Here is a 22,507-nt window from a genome sequence, read left to right as displayed (position 1 = left end):
CGGGCGGACCCGGGGCGGACCCCGGCCGATGAGTTCTCGGCGGGCGGCCGGTCTACCCTCCATGACCGATACGACGATTCTTGACCTCGAACCGCAGGCCCGGATCATCGCGCGCCTCGCGGCGGGCGTCCGTGACGAGCAGCTCGCGGATCCGACGCCCTGCCCGGGCGCCGCGGTCCGTAACCTGCTCGGGCATCTGACCGGCCTCGCCGGCGCCTTCCGCGACGCCGCCCGCAAGGACCTCGGGTCCACGACCGACACCCCGCCGGACACCACCGCGACGGACATCGGCCCCGGCTGGCGCGAGGAACTGCCCAAGGTGCTCGACGAACTCGCCGACGCCTGGCGCGACCCGGCCGCCTGGACCGGCATGACCCGCGCGGGCGGCGTCGACCTGCCCGGCGCGGTCGCGGGCGCCGTGGCCGTCGACGAACTCGTCATCCATGGCTGGGACCTGGCCCGGGCCACCGGGCAGGAGTACGCGCCCGACCCGGCCGCGCTGCGCACCTCGCACGACTTCCTGCGGGCGGCCGCCGAGGCGTCGGACCGCGGGAACGGCATCTTCGGCCCCGTCGTGCCCGTCCCGGACGACGCCCCGCTGCTCGACCGGGCGGTCGGACTGAGCGGACGGGACCCGCGCCGGACGCCGTAGGACAGGTCCAGACCGACCCGATGATCGTGTCGTAGACGGACCCAATCAGGGCGTGCCCGGCAGTCGCGAACCGTACGCTCCCCGTATGCCCCTCAGCCTCACCGTCCTCGGCACCGCCTCTCCGTACCCGGGGCCGGGCCGCCCCTGCTCCGGCTATCTGCTGCGCGGGGCGGGGACCGAGGTCTGGGTGGACGCCGGGTTCGGGACGTTCGCGGAGTTGCAACGGCACACGGATCCCGACCGGCTCACGGCGATCTGGATCTCCCACCTGCACGCCGACCACAGCGCCGATCTCCTCGCCGCCGCCCACGCGCTCGCCTACGGTGGAATGACCCCGCCGGCCCCGATCCCGGTGTACGCGCCGCTCGACTGCGCCCGTCGCCTGGCCGGCTTCCTCGGCCGCTCGGACGTACGGTTCCTGAGCGAGGTCCTCGACTTCAGGCCCCTGTTCGACGGGCACACCGTACGGCACTGGAACGTGCGCCTGACCTCGCGCGCCATGGCGCACGACACCGAGGCGTACGGGCTGCGCGCCGAGTGCCAGGGAAGCGTCTTCGCGTACTCGGGGGACAGCGGGCCGTGCGACGCGCTCACCGAACTCGCCTCTGGGGCCGACCTGTTCCTGTGCGAGGCGGATCTCGACCGGCATCGCGAAGGCGAACGCGAACAGCAGGTCCATCTCACGCCGGAGGACGCCGGCGACGCCGCCCGCAAGGCGGGGGTGCGGGAGCTGTACATCACCCACGTCGGGCCCGCCCTGACCCGGAAGGCCGCGACCGAGCGGGCCGCCGTCGTCTTCGACGGCCCCACCCGCACCGCACGCGAGGGCGAGACCATCCCCTTCTGACCCCCCGGGTCCCGACCCGCCCTTCCGGCGCCCCTTCCCAACGACCCCGTCCCACACCTCTTTTGACACTTCCTTTGTCAGAAGCATTGACGAATCACAGGGGCCCTCCTACCTTCAACGCGTCGTACTTCGTACGTCATATATGAGACGCGATACGCGAGATCCGAGATCAGATACGCGACTTCCGAGAGGCGCGCATGACCTCTGTGCCCACGCCGATCCCCTCCCGCACGCAGTACGTGCTGGAGGAGATCAAACGCCGCATCCTCACCGGGCGGCTGACGCCCGGTCAGGCCCTGGTCGAGACCGAGCTCGCCGCGCAGTTCGGGGTCTCCAAGACCCCGGTGCGCGAGGCCCTCAAGACCCTGGCCGGCACCGGACTGGTCGTCATGAGCCAGTACAAGGGCGTCACGGTGCGCATGGTGGACGCGGACATGGCGCGCGAGGTCTACGACGTCCGGCTGCTCCTCGAACCCGAGGCGCTGCGGCGGGCGGTACGGCGCGGCGCCTCCCTGGACGCGGCCCGCGATGCGCTGACGATGGCCGACGCGGCGACCGACACCGCCGAACGGTCCCTGGCCAACCGGGAGTTCCACCGCGCGCTCTACCTGCCGTGCGGCAACCCGCTGCTCGGCCGGATGCTCGACGAGGTCCGCGACCAGGCAGCCCTGGTCTCCGCCGTCGCCTGGGCCGCCTCGCCCTCCTGGGAGCGCGAGGCCGGCGAGCACCGCGAGATCCTGCGGCTGGCCCTGGACGGCGACGCGGACGGCGCGGCCCGCGCCCTGCACGCCCACATCGCGTCCTTCGTGCACCGGGCGTTCCCCGAGACCGACGACGGGACCCTCGAAGGGGCCCAGGCAGAGAAAGGTCAGGAATGAGCAGCGTGGCGTTCGAGACCCAGCGTGCGGCCCTGGCCGACGTGGTGGCCATCCCGGTGACCCCGTTCGCCCAGGACGGCTCCATCGACCAGGACGCCCACCGGGCCCTGCTGCGCCGTCTGCTCGACGGCGGGATCACCACCCTCACCCCGAACGGCAACACCGGCGAGTTCTACGCCCTCACCCCCGAGGAGCGCCGCCTGGTCACGGAGTTGACGATGGACGAGGCGGGGGATCGTTCCGTCATCCTCGTCGGCGTCGGACACGACGTCCCCACCGCCGTCGCCTCCGCCCGGCACGCCCGGGAGCTGGGCGCGCAGATGGTGATGGTCCACCAGCCCGTCCACCCCTATGTCTCGCAGCGCGGCTGGGTCGACTACCACCGGGAGATCGCGCAGGCGGTGCCCGAACTCGGCGTCGTCCCGTACATCCGCAACACGCAGCTGCACGGCGAGCGCCTGGCCGAGCTCGCCGACGCCTGTCCCAACGTCGTCGGCGTCAAGTACGCCGTCCCGGACGCCGCCCGCTTCGCCGCCTTCGCGCGCGACGCCGGCCTGGAACGCTTCGTCTGGGTCGCCGGCCTCGCCGAGCCGTACGCCCCCTCCTACTTCTCCGCGGGCGCCACCGGCTTCACGTCCGGGCTGGTCAATGTCGCCCCCGCCGTTTCGCTGAACATGATCGAAGCGCTTCGATCCGGGGACTATCCGGCCGCGATGAAGGTGTGGGAACAGATCAGGCGCTTCGAGGAGCTGCGCGCCGCGAGCGGCTCCGCCAACAACGTCACCATCGTCAAGGAGGCCCTTGCCTCCCTTGGCCTGTGCCGCCGCGAGGTCCGCCCCCCGAGCCGGCCGCTGCCCGAGGACGAGCGCGCCGAGGTCGCCGCCATAGTCGCCGGATGGTCCATATGAAGCGCTTCGACGATCATGCCGTCAGCCCGGCGGACGAGACCACCCCCGCCGCCGGGCAACCTGTGGTGAAGCATCCTTCGGCGAAGCGTCCGGAGGAACTCCGAAGCCACCAGTGGTACGGCACCGACGGCCTGCGCTCCTTCAGCCACCGCGCCCGCACCCGCCAGCTCGGCTACCTCCCCGAGGAACACCTCGGCAAGCCGGTCATCGCGATCCTCAACACCTGGTCCGACATCAACCCCTGCCACGTCCACCTGCGCGACCGCGCCCAGGCCGTGAAGCGGGGCGTGTGGCAGGCGGGCGGTTTCCCGCTGGAGTTCCCGGTCGCCACGCTCAGCGAGACCTTCCAGAAGCCGACCCCGATGCTCTACCGCAACCTGCTCGCCATGGAGACCGAGGAGTTGCTGCGCTCCTACCCGGTCGACGGCGCCGTGCTGATGGGCGGCTGCGACAAGACGACCCCCGCGCTGCTCATGGGCGCGGCGAGCGTCGACCTGCCCACCGTCTTCGTGCCGGCCGGGCCCATGCTGCCGGGCCACTGGCGCAACGAGGTCCTCGGCTCGGGCACCGACATGTGGAAGTACTGGGACGACAAGCGGGCCGGCGTGATCGGCGACTGCGAGCTGGCCGAGCTGGAGAACGGCCTCGCCCGTTCGCCGGGTCACTGTATGACGATGGGCACGGCGTCCACGCTGACGGCCGCGGCGGAGGCGCTGGGGGTGACGGTGCCGGGTGCGTCGAGCATCCCGGCCGTGGACTCCGGGCACGATCGGATGGCCGCATCGTCCGGCATGAGGATCGTTGAACAAGTCCACAAGGGGCGCGTCCTCTCCGACATCCTCACCAGCGACGCCTTCGAGGACGCGGTGACGACCGTCCTCGGCCTCGGCGGTTCGACGAACGCCGTCATCCACCTCATCGCCATGGCCGGCCGTGCGGGCGTCAGGCTCACCCTCGACGACTTCGACCGGATCGCCCGCACGGTTCCCGTCCTCGCCAACGTCCGCCCCGGCGGCCAGAAGTACCTCATGGAGGACTTCCACTTCGCGGGCGGCCTGCCCGGCTTCCTCTCCCGGATCCCGGACCTGCTCCACCTCGACCGCCCGACGGTCTCGTTCGACACCCTGCGCGAGCAGCTCGCCGGCGCGCAGGTCCACCACGACGACGTCATCCGGCTCCGGGACAACCCGGTCGCCGCCGAGGGCGGGGTCGCCGTACTGCGCGGCAACCTGTGCCCGGACGGCGCCGTCATCAAGCACATCTCCGCCGAGCCGCAGCTGCTCAAGCACACCGGATCCGCGGTCGTCTTCGACGACTACAGGACCATGCAACGCACCATCAACGACCCCGAGTTGGGCATCACCGCCGACACGGTCCTGGTGCTGCGGGGCTCCGGCCCCAAGGGCGGTCCGGGCATGCCCGAGTACGGCATGCTGCCCATCCCCGATCATCTGCTCAAGCAGGGCGTGCGGGACATGGTGCGGATCTCCGACGCCCGGATGAGCGGGACGAGTTACGGCGCGTGCGTGCTGCACGTGGCGCCCGAGTCGTACGTCGGCGGACCGCTGGCCCTGGTGCGCACGGGCGACTCGATCACCCTCGACGTCGAGGCCCGCACCCTCCAACTCAACGTGGACGACGAGGAGCTGGAGCGGCGCAGGGCCAACTGGACGCCGCCGCCCACCCGTTACGAGCGCGGTTACGGAGCGCTCTACAACGAACAGATCACCCAGGCCGACACCGGCTGCGACTTCGAGTTCCTGGCACGGCCGGGCAAGGTTCCAGACCCGTACGCAGGCTGACCGGGCCCACTCAGGGGCGCGGGGCTCTATCGATATGAGGCTCCGCCGCGTGGGCGCGACCGGCCAAGACGCATCCGCGGCCGCTCCACAGCAACAAGAGGCACCCCGTACCGCGAAAGGGGCAACCTCCGCACGTCGAGAAAGCGCTTCCTGTACGACCTCCGCACGACGTACCGAGAACGGAGACCCTGTCATGGCCCAAGCCGCAGCCGTGGCGAAACCGCCCGCGCCACCCCGGCGGCGCCGTGCCTCCGCCACGCCGCGCAGACTGCCGTATCTGCTCATCGCGCCGGCGGCCCTGCTGATGCTGGGCTTCATCGCCTACCCGGTCATCAGCGTCTTCTACTACAGCCTGCAGAACTACAACCCCACCAAACCATGGCGGAACGGCTACGCCGGCTTCGACAACTTCGTCCACGCCTTCACCGACGACCCGCAGTTCTGGGACACGCTGACCTTCAGCGCCAAATGGGTCGTCGTCGAGGTCGGACTGCAGCTGCTGTTCGGTCTGGCCCTGGCGCTGATCGTCAACCAGACCTTCGTGGGGCGCTCGCTCGGCCGCGCCCTGGTCTTCTCGCCGTGGGCCGTCTCCGGCGTGCTGACCTCCGCGATCTGGGTGCTGCTCTACAACTCCCAGACCGGCATCACCCGTTACCTCGCGGACATGGGCATCGGCGAGTACGGCACGAGCTGGCTGTCGGACACCTCCACCGTCTTCCCGGCGGCGATCGTCGCCGACCTGTGGCGCGGTGTCCCCTTCTTCGCGATCCTCATCCTCGCCGACCTCCAGTCCGTCTCCAAGGACCTGTACGAGGCCGCCGAGGTCGACGGGGCCGGCAGGATCAAGCAGTTCTGGCACATCACCCTGCCCCATCTGAAGGACGCCATCGTCCTGTCCACGCTGCTGCGCGCGGTGTGGGAGTTCAACAACGTCGACCTGCTGTACACGCTCACCGGCGGCGGCCCCGCGGGGGAGACCACCACCCTCCCGCTCTACATCGCCAACACCAGCGTCGACGCCCACAACTTCGGCTACGCGTCCGCCCTCACCACGGTCGCGTTCGTGATCCTGCTCTTCTGCTCGATGGTCTATCTGCGGCTGAGCAAGTTCGGAGGAGGCGACAAGTGATCACCAAGGAGGCCACCGACATCGCACCCGCCCCCGTGCGCGTGCCCGCCGCCGCCGACCGACGGCCGCCCGGGAAGAAGCGCGCCTGGGACGAGGCGCCCCGCTGGCAGATCTACGTCCCGCTGGGGATCTACCTGGTCTTCACCCTTGTCCCCTTCTACTGGATCCTGCTCTTCGCGCTCCGCCCGGCGGGCTCGACCTCGCTCGTGCCCTGGCCGATGACCTTCGACCACTTCGAGAAGGTGTGGAACGAGCGGGACTTCGGGATCTACTTCCAGAACAGCCTGATCACCGGCGTGGCGACCCTGCTGCTGACGACCGGCGTCGCCCTGGCCGGCGGTTACGCCCTCGCCCGCTTCGACTTCAAGATCAAGCGCGGCTTCATGCTCGCCCTGCTGTGCACCCAGTTCGTGCCGGGCGCGCTGCTTCTGGTGCCGCTCTTCCAGATCTTCGCCGAGCTGAAGATGATCAACTCGCTGTCGAGCGTGATCATTGCCGAGACCGTCTTCCAGCTGCCTCTGTCGATGATCCTGATCAGCGGCTTCATCCGGAACGTGCCCTACTCCCTGGAGGAGGCCGCCTGGGTCGACGGCTGCAACCGGTTCACCGCCTTCCGCATCGTCGTCCTCCCCCTGCTGCGACCGGGACTGATCGCCGTCGGCTCCTTCGCCTTCGTGCACGCCTGGAACCACTTCCTGTTCGCCCTGATGTTCCTCTCCGACCAGAGCAAGCAGACGATTCCGGTCGGCCTGAACACCCTGATGAGCGCGGACAGCGTCGACCTGGGCGCGCTGGCCGCGGGCGGCATCATCGCCGCCGTGCCCGTGGTGATCGTCTTCGCCTTCATCCAGAAGTGGCTGATCACCGGGTTCAGCGCAGGGGCGGTGAAGGGATGAGCAGGCGTCAGCTGAGGCTCCGCCAGATAGGGGTGGTGGGGGTGGCGTTGGGGGCCCTCTGCGTCCCCGCCCACGCAGAGTCCCGCGACATCAGCCGCGACACCCTCGCCGCCGACGACGGCTGGGCCGCGTACGGCACCGGTACCACCGGCGGATCTGCCGCTGACGACGCCCACGTCCACACCGTCACCGACCGCGCCGGACTCGTCCGCGCCCTCGACGGCGGCAGCGACACCCCGAAGATCATCAAGATCGCCGGGACGATCGACGCCAACACCGACGCCGACGGCCACCGCCTGGACTGCGCCGACTACGCCACCGACGGCTACGCCCTGAAGCGGTACCTCACCGCCTACGACCCCCGCACCTGGGGCTCCGCCAAGCCGAGCGGCCCGCAGGAGGAGGCCCGGCAGGCGTCGGCCGCCCGGCAGGCGGAGCGGGTCGTGCTGCCGGTCGGCTCGAACACCACCATCGTCGGCCTCGGCAGGGGAGCCGTCCTCAAGGGCGCGAGCCTCCAGGTCAGGAACGCGGACAACGTCATCCTGCGCAACCTCGACCTGCGCGACGCCTACGACTGCTTCCCCGTCTGGCAGCCCAACACCGGCGGCCTCGGCGACTGGAAGACGGCGTACGACAACATCTGGCTGACCGGCGCGACCCATGTCTGGGTCGACCACGTCACCGCGAGCGACAAGGGCCACCCGGACGAGGACGAGCCTGCCCACTTCGCCCGCAACTACCTCCGCCACGACGGTCTGCTCGACATCACAGGCGGCTCCGACCTGGTCACCGTCTCCTGGAGCCGGTTCGCCGACCATGACAAGGCGATGCTCATCGGCAACGGCGACACGGCCACCGGCGACCGCGGAAAGCTCCGGGTGACCCTGCACCACAACCAGTTCGAGTCCGTCGTCCAGCGCGCGCCGCGGGTCCGTTTCGGGCAGGTGCACGTGTACGACAACCGATACGTGGTCCCGGAGGGCGGCGAGTACCGGTACTCCCTCGGTGTGTCCACCGAGTCCGCGATCTACGCAGAGAACAACGCCTTCCACACCCCCGGGCACGTGGAGGCCGCCGACCTGGTCAAGAGCTGGAACGGCAGCGCCCTGCACCAGAGCGGCACCCTCTTCAACGGCTGGCCCGTCGACCTCCTGGCGATCCACAACGCCTACAACAGCGGCAGCGAGCGTGATCTCACGGCGGACGTCGGCTGGACGCCTACCCTGCACCAAAAGATCGACAGCGCCGCGGCGGCCGACCGCGAGGTGGCACGCGGCGCGGGCGCAGGGAGGATCCCATGAGCACCACAGGCACTTCAGGCACCACAGGCACCGCCGTCCCCATCGTCCTCGCGGGCGCGCGCGGCCACGGCCGCTGGCACCTGGACAACATCCGCCGACTCCAGGACAAGGGGATCGTCCGGCTGGCGGGCATCTGCGAGCTGACCCCGCTGACCCCGGACGAGATCCCCGAGGGCCTCGGCACGCCCGAGCAGTCCGCCGACTTCGGCGCGCTGCTGGACGCCACCGGCGCCCGGATCGCCGTCGTCTGCACCCCCATCCCCACCCACACCGACCTGGCCCTGACCGCGGCCCGCAAGGGCGTGCACCTGCTCCTGGAGAAGCCGCCCGCGCCGTCCTACGCCGAGTTCCGCCGGATGGCCGACGGGGTCGCCGAGGCCGGCGTGGTCTGCCAGATCGGCTTCCAGTCCCTGGGCTCGCACGCCGTGCCCGCGATCCGCACTCTGATCGCCGACGGCGCGATCGGCGAGGTGGCCGGCGTCGGCGGAGCCGGGGCCTGGGCGCGCGCCGAGTCGTACTACCGGCGGGCGCCCTGGGCGGGCAAGCGGCGGCTGAACGGCGTCGACGTGATCGACGGGGCGCTCACCAACCCCCTCGCGCACGCCGTCGCCACCGCCCTCGCGCTGGCCGGAGCGACCCGCGCCGAGGACGTCACCGGCATCGAGACGGAGCTGGCGCACGCCAACGCCATCGAGTCCGACGACACCTCCTGCGTCCGCGTCACCACCGCCGACGGCGGTCGAATCGTCGTCGCGGCCACCCTGTGCGCCGAGGACCCCGACGACCCGTACGTCGTCGTCCACGGCAGCCGCGGCCGGATCACGTACTGGTACAAGCAGGACCGCGTCCTGCTCCAGCGCGCCGACCACGGCCCCGAGGAGTACGAGTACGGCCGCACCGACCTGCTGGAGAACCTCGTCGACCACCTCACCGACGGGGCCGCACTGCTCGTCCCGCCCGCCGCGACCGAGTCGTTCATGCGGGTCGTCGAGGCGATCCGGACCGCCCCCGACCCGGTCCAGCTGCCGGACGACGCCTGGCGCCTGCTGCCCGACGAGGACCGGCGGGTCGTCCCCGGCATCGACGGCCTCGTCGCGGCCGCCGCCGACACCCTCGCCCTCTACTCCGAACTGGGCGCCCCCTGGGCGTTCACGACCGCGCATCCGAAAGAGGTGAGCCCCTGATGACCGCACCGGCACCCGACGCACCGGTCGTCCTGCGCGTCGCAGGCCGCCCGGTCGGCCGCTACGTCACCCGCCCCGAACTGCCCGCCCGGCTCTCCCCACGCCCCTACCTGCACCCCGTCACCACCCTGGCCGGCACGGCGGTCACCGAACTGAGCCCGGCCGACCACACACACCACCTCGGCGTCGGTGTAGCCGTACCCGACGTCGAGGGGCACAACTTCTGGGGCGGCCGGACCTACGTCCGGGGTCAGGGCCCGACCGAGCTCGACAACCACGGCGCCCAGCGCCACGGCTCCTTCCAGCTGCGCGACCCCGACGGCTTCGTCGAGGAACTGCGCTGGGTCGCCGCCGGGGCCGAGCTGCTGCGTGAGCGCCGCACGGTCGCGGCCACCGAACTCACCGACACCGCCTGGGCGTTGGACTTCACCTTCTCCCTCACCAACGTCACCTCCGGCCCGCTGTCGATCGGCAGTCCGGCGACGAACGGCCGCCCCGGCGCGGCCTACGGCGGCTTCTTCTGGCGCGCCCGGAAGGAGGCCGGGGCCCCGCAGGTCTTCACCGCCGACACCGAGGGCGAGGCCGCGGCCCACGGCGGGCGCGCCGACTGGCTCGCCCTGGCCGGCGCCGGCTGGACCCTCGTCTTCGCGGGCGCCACCGACACCACCCGCCGCGACCCCTGGTTCGTGCGCACCGGCGAGTACCCGGGCGTCGGCTCCTCGCTGGCCTCTGCCGAGCGGCTGCCGATCCCGCCCGGCGAGACGGCCGTACGGCGCGTCGTCACCGTCGTCGCCGACGGCCGCCTGGACCGGGACGAGGCGGCGGCACTGGTCCGGAAGGCGGTCAGCCAGTGACCCACGAGCAGCACGGCACCTACACGAACCCGATCCTGAACGCCGACTGGTCCGACCCCGACGTCGTGCGCGTCGGCGACGACTTCTACCTCACCGCCTCCAGCTTCGGCCGCGCCCCCGGCCTGCCGCTGCTGCACTCGCGCGACCTGGTCAACTGGACCCTGGTCGGACACGCCCTCGAACGACTTGAACCCGCAGAGGAGTTCAGGACTCCCCGCCACGACTGCGGGGTCTGGGCACCGGCGTTGAGATGGCACGACGACCGTTTCTGGATTTTCTGGGGCGACCCCGACCAGGGCATCTTCCAGGTCAACTCACCTGAGATCAGGGGCCCTTGGACCCGCCCGCACCTGGTGAAGGAGGGCAAGGGACTCATCGACCCCTGCCCCCTGTGGGACGACGGCAGCGGCGAGGCGTATCTCGTCCACGCCTGGGCGAAGTCCCGCGCGGGCGTCAAGAACCGGCTCACCGGCCATCGCATGCACCCCGAGGGGACGGCCGTCCTGGACGAGGGAAAGGTGATCGTCGACGGGGACCGCATCCCCGGCTGGTTCACCCTCGAAGGCCCGAAGCTCTACCGGCACGACGGCTGGTTCTGGATCCTCGCCCCCGCCGGGGGAGTGGAGACCGGCTGGCAGGGCGCCTTCCGCGCCCGGGACTTCTTCGGCCCCTACGAGGAGCGGGTCGTCCTGGAGCAGCAGGACACCCAGGTCAACGGCCCCCACCAGGGCGGCTGGGTGCGCACCCCGGCCGGCGAGGACTGGTTCGTGCACTTCCAGCAGCGCGGCGCGTACGGCCGCGTCGTCCACCTTCAGCCGATGGGCTGGGGCTCGGACGGCTGGCCGGTCATCGGCGACGAGGGCGCCCCCGTCCTCCGGCACCGGCGGCCCGACCTGCCCGCGCAGCCGACCGCCGCGCCCGCTGCGGACGACGACTTCCCCGGCGGACGCTTCGGCCGCCAGTGGTCGTGGACGGCCAACCCCCATGACGGCCTCGCCACCCAGCACTCCGCCGACGGACTGCGCCTGACCTGCGTACGGACGGCCCACGCGAACGACCTGCGCACCCTGCCGAACATCCTCACCCAACGACTGCCCGGCGTCCCGTCCGCCGTGGAGGTGGAGCTGCGGCTGCACAGCGAGGACCCGGGCGCCCGCGCCGGGCTCGCGGTTCTCGGCGACGCCTTCGGCTGGATCGGCCTTCAGCGCGGCGCCGACGGCGCCGTCCACCTCGTGCACCGGTTCGCCGAACAGGTCGCCGAGAGGGAACGCGACGCCGCTCACCCGCGGCTCGCCCCCGACGGGCGGGCCCGACTGCGGATCGAGATCGGCGCGGGCGCCCGCTGCCGTTTCGCCTACGACGTCGGCGACGGCCTGCGCCGGTCCGGCCCCGTCTTCGCCGCCACTCCCTGGCGCTGGGTCGGCGCCCTGCTCGGCCTCTTCGCCGTCGCGCCGGTCGGAACCGGGCACGCGGGGGCCGCCACGTTCAACGAGTTCCGGATCAGACCTCTTTAACCCACCTGTTCTGTACGCCTGTTGGGAGCCGCAATGACGCACTTCCCTAGCAAGCGCTTGCCGAGACCCGGGTTGGTCATGGCGACCGTGGCCGGCCTGGTGGCGGCGCTCGGCCTCGGCGCGGTCGGCGAGGCGAGGGCCGCCGTCCGGCCGACGACCACCGTCGCCGCCACGTCCTCGACGTCCCCGACCTCGTCCTCCGCCTCGACGACCTCGTTCTCCGACTCGACGTCCGCGGCGGCTCGCTGGACCGACCGGGCCCACGGTTTCGCCTCCCTCGCCGGGGGCACCACCGGAGGCGCCGGCGGCAAGGTCGTCACCGTGACCGACCAGGCCCAGCTCGCGAAGTACGCGGCCGCCGAGGAGCCCTACGTCATCCGGGTCAAGGGCGCGGTGGCCGTCGAGCCCTTCGGCTCCGACATCGTCGTGACCTCGAACAAGACGATCATCGGCGTCGGCGACACCGGCGAGATCGTGCACGGCGAACTGCACCTGAACCCCGGCACGCACAACGTGATCATCCGCAACCTGACGATCCGGGACTCCTACGTCGAGGGCGACTGGGACGGCAAGACGACCGACTTCGACGCGATCCAGATGGACACCGTCGACCACGTCTGGATCGACCACAACACCTTGACGCACATGGGCGACGGACTGCTCGACATCCGCAAGGACAGCCAGTACATCACCGTCTCCTACAACCGTTTCAGCAACCACAACAAGGCGTTCGGCATCGGCTGGACGACCAACGTGCTCACCCAGATCACCATCGACCACAACTGGTTCACGGGCACGAAACAGCGCAACCCCTCGGCCGACAACTGCGCCTACGCCCACCTCTACAACAACTACATGTCGGCGCAGGTGGCCGACGGCGACCCGGTGTGGACGTACGGGAACTGGTCGCGGGGCCACACGAAGATGGTCATCGAGAACAGTTACTACGACGGCGTCCAGCATCCCTACCAGGCCGACGCGACGGCCGAGCTGGTCGAGCGCGGGTCGATCCTGCGCAACACGAGCGGGCGCACCGACGAGTGGGGCGCCGCCTTCGACCCGCGGGAGTTCTACGCCTACCGGCTTGACCCGGCGGCGGCCGTTCCCGCGCTGGTCACCCGGTTCTCCGGGCCGCAGGCACGGATCGGCGACGCGCTCACACAGACCGTGCCGGGCGACCACCCGACCGTGCCGGGCAACGCCCCGACCGTCCGGTGAACACCCCCATGACCCCCCACAACTTCATATCTTCCGTTGGGATCCAGAAGAAGAGAGCCGACCACATGAAGAGCAGCATCCGCAGAAGCAGGCGCGCCGCCCTGGCCGTCGCCCTGGGCTCCGTGCTCGCGCTGACCGCCACCGCGTGTGGTGACGACGGCAGCGGCGCCGCGGGGGACAAGGGAGGCGAGGGCTCCGGCAAGGGCGAGATCACCTTCTGGGACAACAACGGCGGTGTCCGCACCGACATCTGGAAGGAGATCATCGCCGACTTCGAGAAGGCCAACCCGGACATCAAGGTCAAGTACGTCGGGATCCCGGCCTCGAGCGCCCAGTCCAAGTACGACACCGCCATCCAGGGCGGCGGTCTGCCCGACGTCGGCGGGGTGGGCACCGCGATGCTCGCCGAGGTTGCGGTGCAGGGCGCACTGGAGCCGCTGGACAGCCGGCTGGACAAGAGCGCCCTGAAGGGCAAGCTGAGCCAGAACCTGTTGGCCAGCAGCCGGTCGGCCGGCGGCGGCAAGGAGCTCTACCAGATCCCGACCTCGTCCAACAACGGCACCCTGTGGTACCGCACCGACCTGTTCCAGAAGGCCGGTCTGGACGCGCCGACCACGTGGACGAAGTTCTACGAGGCCGCCGACAAGCTCACGAACAAGAGCAAGAACGAGTTCGGCTTCACCATCCGCGGCGGTGAGGGATCCATCGCGCCGGCCCTGGACGCGGCGTACAGCCAGTCCGGCGTCGACACCTTCTGGAACGGCGACAAGACCACCGTCAACGACCCGAAGCTCGTCGCCGCGCTGGAGAAGTACGTTGCCCTGTACAAGAAGGACACCCCGTCCGCCGACGTCAACAACGACTTCACCAAGATGGTCGCCCAGTGGGACAGCGGCACCATCGGCATGCTCAGCCACAACCTCGGCTCCTACCAGGACCACCTGAAGGCCCTGGGCGCGGACAAGTTCCGCGGCATCCCCAGCCCGACCCAGGACAACGGCGCCCGTGTGCAGGTCTCCAACCCCGTCGACGGGCTGAGCGTCTTCAAGGGCGGCAAGAACAAGACGGCCGCCTGGAAGTTCGTGGAGTTCGCCGTCTCGCACGAGGAGAACTCCAAGTACAACAAGGCCGCGGGGCAGATCCCGGCGAACACCGAGGCCGCGAAGGACGCGTGGATCCAGCAGGCCGAGCCGACGAAGCTGGCCGCCGAGGCGCTCAACGGAGCCGGCACCAAGATCGTGCAGTTCCCGTACTACCTGCCCGACTGGAACACGATCTCGAAGGCGGACAACGAGCCGAACTACCAGAAGGTGCTGCTCGGAAAGATGAGCGCAAAGGAATTCCTGGACACGTTGGCCGAGCAGCTGAACGCTGCGCAGGCCGACTGGAAGAAGAACCACGGATAGCTCGTGTGGTTTCGGTTCGTGGGGAACTGCCGGCCGGTCGGGCCTGGTCGCGCGGTTCCCCGCGCCCCTTCACATCCATAAACCCCCTGTTGAGAGGTGCACGTTCGTGTCCCTTAGCCGTAGACAGGTCACCTCGGCGGCCCTCGCCGCCCTTCCTCTCGGGCTGGCAGGAGCCGTTCCTGCCCACGCCGGTGGATCCCGGCCCCGCACGCTGTTCATCGCCGGTGACTCCACCGCTGCCCAGAAGTACTCCGACGCCGCTCCCGAGACCGGGTGGGGCATGGCGTTGCCGTTCTTTCTGCACAAGGACCGGCCGGTCGCCAACCACGCCGTGAACGGACGCAGTTCCAAGAGCTTCGTCGACGAAGGCCGGCTCGACGCCGTCCTCGCCGCGATCCGGCCGGGGGACTTCCTGCTGATCCAGTTCGCGCACAACGACGAGAAGACCACCGACCCGACGCGGTACACCGAGCCCTGGACGACGTACCAGGACTACCTGCGGATGTACATCGACGGCGCCCGTGCGAAGGGCGCGCGGCCCGTGCTCGCCACGCCGGTCGAGCGCCGCAGGTTCGACGCCGAGGGGAACGCCCTGCCGACGCACGGCGAGTATCCCGCCGCCATGCGCGCGCTCGCCGAGTCGGAGCGGGTGGCGCTGCTCGACGTCCAGGCCCTCTCGCTCGCGCTGTGGCAGCAGCTCGGGGTCGAGGCGACGAAGACGTACTTCAACTGGACCGCGACCGAGCAGGACAACACGCACTTCAATCCGCCGGGCGCGATCGCCGTGGCGCGACTCGTCGCCCGGGAGCTGCTGCGGACGCGGGTGCTCGGGCCGCGGGACGTCGTCCGGCTGCACGACGAGATCCCCACGTCCTGGATCACCTGGCCCGCGCCGCTTTCGTAACCCGCGCCGCTTCCGTAACCCGCGCCGCTTTCGTCACCGCTCTCGGAACACGCACCGCTCTTTCACTCAGAGGAGACCCGCACAGTGCGTACACAGTCATGTCATGGACGCGTCATAGCTGCTCTGGTGGGGTGCACCGCACTGGTGCTGTCCGTCACCGGCACGGCCTCCGCCCAGCCCCAGGTCCAGTCCCAGTCCCAGGCCTCCCACTCCGCCTCCCGTGATCTCGGCCGGCAGGTCCTGGGCGTCAAGGACGGTTGGGGGTCCTACGGGACCGGGACCACCGGTGGGTCGGCCGCCGACGCCGCCCATGTGTACACCGTCACCACCTGGGCCGAGTTCAAGGCCGCCCTCGCCGCCGGCGGGACCGCGCCGAAGATCATCAAGGTGAAGGGCGTCATCGACGCCGTCGCCGAGGGGTGCGACGCCTTCGCCGCACCCGGCTACGACTTCGACGCCTACCTCGCCAAGTACTCGCCCGAGGCCTGGGGGCTGGACACCGACCTGAGCGCCGAGCCCGACGACAGCCCGGAGGGGCTGCGTCGCACCTCCCAGGCCAACCAGGACAAGGCCATCAAGGCGAACATCCCGGCCAACACCACCATCGTCGGCATCGGCAGGAACGCCGGGTTCAAGGGCGTCAGCCTGCAGATCAAGGCCGTCGACAACGTGATCATCCGGAACCTGGCCTTCGAGTCGCCCATCGACTGCTTCCCGCAGTGGGACCCGACCGACGGCGCCAAGGGCAACTGGAACTCCGAGTACGACACCGCCGTCGTGTACGGCTCCACGCATGTCTGGCTGGACCACAACACGTTCACCGACGGCACGCACCCGGACAGCGCCGCGCCGACCTACTTCGGCATGCTCTACCAGCAGCACGACGGAGAGCTGGACATCGTCCGGGGCGCCGACTACGTCACCGCCTCCTGGAACGTCTTCACCGAGCACGACAAGACGATCCTCATCGGCAACAGCGACAGCGAGTCGACGGCCGCCGGCGACCGGGGCCACCTCAAGGTGACCTTTCACCACAACCAGTTCTCGAACCTGGTCGAGCGCGCGCCCCGCGTCCGCTTCGGCCAAGTGGACTCCTACAACAACCACTTCGTCGGCAACGACTCCTACGCCTACAGCTTCGGCATCGGCAAGGAGTCCCAACTCGTCGCCCAGCACAACGCGTTCACGCTGCCGCAGGGGGTCAGCGCGGCCAAGGCGCTGAAGCGGTGGAACGTCTCTCCGGTCACCGCCGACGACAACTACGTCAACGGCACGCTGACCGACCTGATCGCGGTGCACAACGCGGAGATCCCCGGCGAGGTCCTGCAGTCCGGCGCGGGCTGGACCCCGACCCTGCGCACCAAGGTCGACCCGGCACAGGCGGTCCCGCGGATCGTGGACTGCGGCGCGGGCGCCGGCCGCCTGGGCTGACCCGACCCGACCCGACCCGACCCGACCGACCTGGCCGATCCGACCGACCCGGCCAGTCCGGCCAGTCCGGCCAACCCTTTTGTACGACGGCCGGGGCGGCGGCACCCGTCGCCACCCCGGCCCGTCCCCCTCCGTCCCGGCCCGTCCCCGCAGAGCCGTACCGCCGCACCGCGAAGGAGCACCCGCATGCCCTCGCCCCACCTCGGTCAACTCCCCCTTTCCAGAAGGGGATTCCTCGCCGCGAGCGTCGGCACGGTCGCCGCCCTCGGCCTCGCCGCCCCGCCCGCGCGGGCAGCCACCGGACGGCGCCGCCCCTTCGGCCGCTACGGCAGCCCCGCCGCCCGTCGCACCCCCCGGACCCTGTACGTCGCCCCGGACGGCCAGGGCGACTTCACCTCCGTCCGCGCCGCCGTCGCCGCCACCACCGGCAGCGGCTGGACCCTCGTCCTCGCACCGGGCGTGTACCGGGAAACGGTCGCCGTCGACGTCACCCGCACCGAGGCCACCTGGATCGGCGCCTCCGAGAACCCCCGTGACGTCGTCATCGTCTACGACAACGCGGCCGGCACCCCCAAGCCCGGCGGCGGCACCTACGGCACCACCGGATCGGCCACCACCACCGTGCAGGCCGACGGCTTCACCGCCCGCTGGATCACCTTCGCCAACGACTGGCTGCGCGCCGACCACCCCGACATCACCGGCACCCAGGCCGTCGCCATCAAGGTCCAGGGCGATCGCTCCGCCTTCCACCACTGCCGCTTCCTCGGCCACCAGGACACCCTGTACGCCGACTCCATCGCCCTCGGCGTCTTCGCCCGCCAGTACTACGCGCACTGCTACGCCGAGGGAGACGTCGACTTCGTCTTCGGCCGGGCGACGGCCGTCTACGAGCACTGTCACTTCCGCACCCTGAACCGCACCGACCTGGCCGCCGCGCCCTACGGCTTCGTCTTCGCGCCGTCCACGGCCGGCGCCAACCCGCTCGGTTACCTGGTCAGCCGGAGCCGGGTCAGCAGCGCGGCCCCGGACGCCTTCTACAAACTGGCCCGCCCCTGGGTCCCCAGCTCCGACACCACCGCCCGCCCGAGCCTCACCGTCCGCGACACCCGCCTCGACGCCGGCCTCGACGCGGTGGCGCCCTACACCAACATGTCGAACTCCTTCCCCTGGCAGAACCAGCGGTTCGCCGAATACCGCAACAGCGGCCCCGGAGCGGTGGTCTCCGTGCCGGAGAACCGCCCCCAACTCACCGCCGAACAGGCCGAGTCGGCGACCCGCGAGGCCTACCTCGGCGACTGGGAGCCCTGGAAGGGGGAGTGCTGACATGCTGCGCAGACGCACTCTTCTCGCGGGCCTCACCGGCGGCGCCCTCATGGCGACGACTCCGGCCTTCGCCCACACCCGCCGTGTCCTGCACGTCCGCCCGGGCGACTCGCTGCAGGCGGCCGTGGACGCGGTCGACGGCCCCGGCTGGACGATCGTCGTGCACCCGGGCACTTACCGTCAGGTCGTCAACATCCCTGCGGAAAAGGGGGAGTTGACCCTACGAGGTGCGAGCCGGGATCCACGCGCCGCCGTGATCGTCTACAACAACGCCAACGGCACACCGAAGCCCGACGGCTCGGGCACCTACGGCACCGCGGGCTCCGCCACCTTCACCTCCGCCGCCCCCGGCCTCACCGTCCGCGACCTCACCCTCGCCAACGACTGGCTGCGCGCCGACCACCCGGACATCACCGGCACCCAGGCCGTCGCCGCCTACGTCACCGGCGACCGCAGCCACTTCGAGGACGTCCGGCTCCTCGCCCACCAGGACACCCTGTTCGCGGACACCACCGCGCTGGACGCCTTCGACCGGCAGTACTACCGCCACTGCTACATCGAAGGAGACGTCGACTTCGTCTTCGGCCGGGCCCGGGCGGTCTTCGACGCCTGCCACTTCCACACCCTCCAACGGGACGTGACCTTCACCCCCAAGGGCATGGTCTTCGCCCCCGCCACCGCCCGCGCCAACCCCTACGGCTTCCTCGCCCTCCGGGGCCGGATCACCTCAGGCGCCGAGGACGCGGCGTACAAGATCGCGCGGCCCTGGGTGCCGTCGTACGAGACGACCGCCTGGCCCTCGCTGGTCGTGCGGGACACGTGGATCGGTTCCGGGATCGACGCGGTGACCCCGTACACCAACATGCGTGACGCCTACCCCTGGCAGACCATGCGCTTTCGCGAGTACGCCAACTCCGGTCCGGGCGCGGTGATCTCGGTGCCGGAGAACCGTCCGCAACTGACCGCCGAGGAGGCGGCGACGCACACCCGGCGGACCTATCTCGGGGACTGGAGGCCGTATGAGCGGCGTCCATGACCCGGTGGGTCGGCGGGCGTTCGTGGTCGGGACAGGGGCCGCGCTGCTGACCGGGGGAGTGGCCACCGGCGCGGCCGAGGCGGCCGTCGGACCGCTCCCCGACTTCCACCCCGCCCTCAAGGCCGCGCTGACCTTCCCCCTGGCCTGGGGAGACTCCCCGCTCCGCGACTTTCGCGCCTGGCGCCGGGCGGCTCGCACCAAGGTCGAGGAGCTGCTCGTCGTCGAACGGGAGGACGGGGCGCCGTACGCCCCCGAGTTCGGCCCGCCCGTCCAACAGGACGGCTACACGGGCCGGTTGGTGACGCTCTCCCTCACCCGCCACGAGCGGGTCCGGGCCGCCCTGCTCACCCCCGACGGCCCCGGCCCCTTCCCGGCGGTGCTGCTCCTGCACGACCACGGGGCGAAGTTCGACATCGGCAAGGAGAAGCTGGTCCGGCCCTGGTACGACGACGTGCGGCTCGCCTCCGCGCAGGCGTGGGCGCAGAAGTACTTCAGCGGACGCTTCGTCGGCGACGAGCTGGCCCGGCGGGGATACGTCGTACTGTGCGCGGACGCCCTCGGCTGGGGCGACCGCGGGCCTCTCGCCTACGACCAGCAACAGGCCCTCGCCTCCAACTTCTTCAACCTCGGCTCCTCGCTCGCCGGGCTCATGGCCCGCGAGGACGCCCGGGCCGCGGGGTTCCTGGCGGGCCTCGACCGCGTGGACGCCCGCCGGGTCGGGGCCGTCGGGTTCTCCATGGGCGCCTTCCGCGCCTGGCAGACGGCCGCGCTGACCGACGCCATCGCGGCCACCGCCTCCGTGTGCTGGATGACCGGCCTGAAGGAAATGATGGTGCCCGGCAACAACACCCTGCGCGGGCAGTCCTCCTATTACATGCTCCACCCGGGCCTTCCCCGGTACCTCGACTTCCCCGACGTGGCGAGCATCGCCGCACCCAGGCCGATGCTGTTCTTCAGCGGCGCGCTGGACCCCCTCTTCCCCGCCGACGGCGTACGGGTGGCCCACGACAAGCTGCGCGCCGTCTGGCGCTCCCGTCACGCCGAGGAGCGGTTGCACCTCAGGACCTGGCCCGACCTCGGCCATGTCTTCGTCGACCGTATGCAGGACGAGGTCTTCACCTGGCTCGACTCCGTCCTCTGAATCACCGCACCATCCCCCCCCACCCGCACGAGAAAGGACCGCACTCCATGTCTCGTCGTACCGCTCTCACGGCCCTCGCCGCCCTGTCCCTGGGCGCCGGACTCGCCGTCGCCCTGCCCACCCAGGCACAGGCCGCCACCGTGGTCGTCAGCAACTCCACCGACCTGTCCAACGCCATCAAGAACGCCACCGCCGGCACCGTCATCCAGGTCCGCGGCGGCACCTACTACCCGACGGCCACCCTCCAGTCCACGGCCAACGGCAGTTCCTCCTCGCCCATCACGCTCACCGCGTACGGCTCGGAGACGGTGAAGATCGACGGGTCGTCGCTGCCCTCCGGCGGCTGGATCTTCAAGCTGACCGCCGACTACTGGAACGTCTCCAACATCACCTTCCAGAACTCCCCGGACAGCGCGGTCGTCTGCCAGTCCTGCACCGGCACCAACTGGAACAACGTCAAGACCATCAACGGCGGCGACTCCGGCTTCACGCTCACCGGTGACGGGACGGTCAACAACACCGTGAAGAACCTGGACAGTTACGGCAACTACGACGCCGCCAACCACGGCCAGAACGCGGACGGGGTGGCCATCAAGTTCGGCTCCGGCACCGGCAACCTCGTCACCGGAGCCCGGCTCTACAACAACTCGGACGACGGCATCGACCTCTGGTCCTTCTCCTCCCCGGTCACCATCGAACACACCTGGTCCTTCGGCAACGGCGTCAACCGCTGGGGCGACTCCGCCTTCGAGGGCAACGGCAACGGCTACAAGCTGGGCGGTAACGGCGTCACCGTCGCGCATGTCATCAACAACTCGGCCGCCTGGGGAAACGCCGGAAACGGTTTCACCGAGAACTCCAACACCGGGGCGATCGTCATCAACCGCACCACGGCCTACGCCAACAGCAAGTGGGGCTACTACTTCGCCACCAGCTCCGCCAAGCTCGGCAAGAACCTCGCGGTCGGCAACGGCGGCGGCGCGGTCAGCAAGGGCTCGAAGGTCTCCTCGTCCGGCAACAACTGGGACTCCGGCGTCTCCACCCCCGGCTTCAGGTCCACGGACGCGAGCAGCACGTACAACGCCCGCAGCTCCAGCGGCACCCTGCCCGCCACCACGTTCCTGACGACCGGCTCGACGACCATCGGAGCGACGATGAACTGACCGGCCCCGGGGCCACTTGGGCGCCTGACCCGACCGCTTGACCCGTTTTTTGCCGGCCGAACGGGTATCGATCGGGCAACGGGTCTCGCGCTCGACCGCGTGACGCGCGTAGAAAGCCTGTCATGCATAAGTCACTGCGCATCGCGGCCGTCAGCGCCGCCTGTGCCGTCGCTGCCGGCGCCCTGTATGGCGCCGGCGCGGCGACGGCCGGCCAGTCCACGGCCAACTCCACCCACGAGCCCTACAACATCGGGCTCCTGGTGAAGGACATCGACACCTACTACGGCACCGCGCCGGACGCGAACGGCGTGTACCAGGCGTCGCCGGTCAGCCCGTACGCCAAGGACCTCGCGAGCATCGACAAGGCCGCCAGGAAGTACATCGACAAGGCCGCCCGCAAGGCGGTCAAGAAGGGGGAGAAGCCCGCGGTCGTCTTCGACATCGACGACACGCTGCTGCTCAGCCTCGACTACGAGAAGAAGACCAACTACACGTACAACTCGACCACTTGGGCCGAGTACGTGGCGCAGGCCAACCGTCCGGCCGTCTTCGGCAGCCCCGAGCTGGTGCGGTACGCGAAGGCCAAGGGCGTCGAGGTCTTCTACAACTCGGGCCTGAAGGAGTCGCAGCGCGCCTCGGCCGTCGAGAACCTGAAGAAGGTCGGCGCCGACGTGAACCTCGACGCCGCCCACGTCTTCCTCAAGGACGCGGCCAACCCGCCGTCCTACCTCAGTGCCTGCGCGACGCCGGGCACCTGGACCTGCACGACCGTGCAGTACAAATCCGGCACGCGCAAGCACATCGAGGACGACCTCGGGTACGAGATCATCGCCAACTTCGGCGACCAGTACTCGGACCTCGACGGCGGCTACGCCGACAAGAAGTACAAGCTCCCGAACCCGACGTACTTCGTCAGCTGA

The 22,507-nt window shown here is 70.4% G+C and carries 19 protein-coding genes and 1 pseudogene; all 20 read left to right on the top strand.

Translation table 11 applies throughout. The annotated features are described in order from the left end of the window. Positions 1–61 precede the first annotated feature (61 nt). The 20 genes and pseudogenes from ACZ5SK_RS00610 (at position 62) to ACZ5SK_RS00515 (ending at position 22,507) form a co-directional block, all read left to right on the top strand. Positions 62–652: a TIGR03086 family metal-binding protein gene (locus ACZ5SK_RS00610; protein ID WP_334583653.1), complete on the top strand. Its 591-nt coding sequence runs from the start codon at positions 62–64 to the stop codon at positions 650–652. Between the two features lie 85 nt (positions 653–737). Beyond that, positions 738–1,499, top strand: a complete 762-nt coding sequence (locus ACZ5SK_RS00605) for an MBL fold metallo-hydrolase (RefSeq protein WP_334583652.1) — start codon at positions 738–740, stop codon at positions 1,497–1,499. 197 nt (positions 1,500–1,696) lie between these two features. Next, positions 1,697–2,377 carry a GntR family transcriptional regulator gene (locus ACZ5SK_RS00600; RefSeq protein ID WP_334583651.1) on the top strand — a complete coding sequence of 227 codons (681 nt, stop codon included), beginning with the start codon at positions 1,697–1,699 and terminating at the stop codon, positions 2,375–2,377. Next, a complete protein-coding gene (locus tag ACZ5SK_RS00595; protein WP_334583650.1) occupies positions 2,374–3,285 on the top strand; it encodes a dihydrodipicolinate synthase family protein in 912 nt (303 codons plus the stop codon). The genes ACZ5SK_RS00600 and ACZ5SK_RS00595 overlap by 4 nt, the downstream gene beginning before the upstream one ends. Then, on the top strand, positions 3,282–5,087 hold the full coding sequence (gene araD / locus ACZ5SK_RS00590; RefSeq protein ID WP_457493682.1) for an L-arabinonate dehydratase: 1,806 nt from the start codon (positions 3,282–3,284) through the stop codon (positions 5,085–5,087). Before ACZ5SK_RS00595 ends, araD begins: the two co-directional genes overlap by 4 nt. A 193-nt stretch (positions 5,088–5,280) precedes the next feature. Beyond that, complete coding sequence (locus ACZ5SK_RS00585; RefSeq protein WP_334583648.1) at positions 5,281–6,216, top strand: carbohydrate ABC transporter permease; 936 nt, start codon at positions 5,281–5,283, stop codon at positions 6,214–6,216. Next, on the top strand, positions 6,213–7,112 hold the full coding sequence (locus ACZ5SK_RS00580; protein WP_334583647.1) for a carbohydrate ABC transporter permease: 900 nt from the start codon (positions 6,213–6,215) through the stop codon (positions 7,110–7,112). The genes ACZ5SK_RS00585 and ACZ5SK_RS00580 overlap by 4 nt, the downstream gene beginning before the upstream one ends. Further along, positions 7,109–8,413: a pectate lyase family protein gene (locus ACZ5SK_RS00575; RefSeq protein WP_334583646.1), complete on the top strand. Its 1,305-nt coding sequence runs from the start codon at positions 7,109–7,111 to the stop codon at positions 8,411–8,413. The genes ACZ5SK_RS00580 and ACZ5SK_RS00575 overlap by 4 nt, the downstream gene beginning before the upstream one ends. Next, positions 8,410–9,597, top strand: a complete 1,188-nt coding sequence (locus ACZ5SK_RS00570; RefSeq protein ID WP_334583645.1) for a Gfo/Idh/MocA family protein — start codon at positions 8,410–8,412, stop codon at positions 9,595–9,597. Before ACZ5SK_RS00575 ends, ACZ5SK_RS00570 begins: the two co-directional genes overlap by 4 nt. Beyond that, on the top strand, positions 9,597–10,451 hold the full coding sequence (locus ACZ5SK_RS00565; RefSeq protein ID WP_334583644.1) for a DUF6807 domain-containing protein: 855 nt from the start codon (positions 9,597–9,599) through the stop codon (positions 10,449–10,451). The genes ACZ5SK_RS00570 and ACZ5SK_RS00565 overlap by 1 nt, the downstream gene beginning before the upstream one ends. Continuing rightward, entirely contained in the window at positions 10,448–11,965 is a 1,518-nt protein-coding gene (locus tag ACZ5SK_RS00560) for a glycoside hydrolase family 43 protein (RefSeq protein ID WP_334583643.1), read from the top strand. Before ACZ5SK_RS00565 ends, ACZ5SK_RS00560 begins: the two co-directional genes overlap by 4 nt. 33 nt (positions 11,966–11,998) lie before the next feature. Next, a pseudogene (locus tag ACZ5SK_RS00555) lies at positions 11,999–13,156 on the top strand (pectate lyase family protein); the annotation flags it as partial. Between the two features lie 92 nt (positions 13,157–13,248). Then, a complete protein-coding gene (locus ACZ5SK_RS00550; RefSeq protein ID WP_334583642.1) occupies positions 13,249–14,589 on the top strand; it encodes an ABC transporter substrate-binding protein in 1,341 nt (446 codons plus the stop codon). A 106-nt stretch (positions 14,590–14,695) separates the two neighbouring features. After that, complete coding sequence (locus ACZ5SK_RS00545; RefSeq protein ID WP_334583641.1) at positions 14,696–15,493, top strand: rhamnogalacturonan acetylesterase; 798 nt, start codon at positions 14,696–14,698, stop codon at positions 15,491–15,493. A gap of 84 nt (positions 15,494–15,577) precedes the next feature. Further along, a complete protein-coding gene (locus ACZ5SK_RS00540; RefSeq protein WP_457493589.1) occupies positions 15,578–16,924 on the top strand; it encodes a pectate lyase family protein in 1,347 nt (448 codons plus the stop codon). 186 nt (positions 16,925–17,110) lie between these two features. Further along, positions 17,111–18,247 (top strand): pectinesterase family protein, encoded by a 1,137-nt coding sequence (locus tag ACZ5SK_RS00535; protein ID WP_334583639.1) that lies wholly within the window; start codon positions 17,111–17,113, stop codon positions 18,245–18,247. Between the two features lie 4 nt (positions 18,248–18,251). Further along, entirely contained in the window at positions 18,252–19,283 is a 1,032-nt protein-coding gene (locus ACZ5SK_RS00530; protein WP_334583849.1) for a pectinesterase family protein, read from the top strand. Beyond that, positions 19,267–20,424, top strand: a complete 1,158-nt coding sequence (locus tag ACZ5SK_RS00525) for a dienelactone hydrolase family protein (protein ID WP_334583638.1) — start codon at positions 19,267–19,269, stop codon at positions 20,422–20,424. Before ACZ5SK_RS00530 ends, ACZ5SK_RS00525 begins: the two co-directional genes overlap by 17 nt. A 47-nt stretch (positions 20,425–20,471) precedes the next feature. Further along, positions 20,472–21,587: a right-handed parallel beta-helix repeat-containing protein gene (locus ACZ5SK_RS00520; RefSeq protein WP_334583637.1), complete on the top strand. Its 1,116-nt coding sequence runs from the start codon at positions 20,472–20,474 to the stop codon at positions 21,585–21,587. A 122-nt stretch (positions 21,588–21,709) separates the two neighbouring features. Next, on the top strand, positions 21,710–22,507 hold the full coding sequence (locus ACZ5SK_RS00515; RefSeq protein ID WP_334583636.1) for an HAD family acid phosphatase: 798 nt from the start codon (positions 21,710–21,712) through the stop codon (positions 22,505–22,507).

It is taken from the genome of Streptomyces sp. NPDC031474 (genome assembly GCF_055581185.1).
The sequence above is the reverse complement of the archived record's forward strand: the minus strand, read 5'-3'. Positions and strand labels throughout refer to the sequence as shown.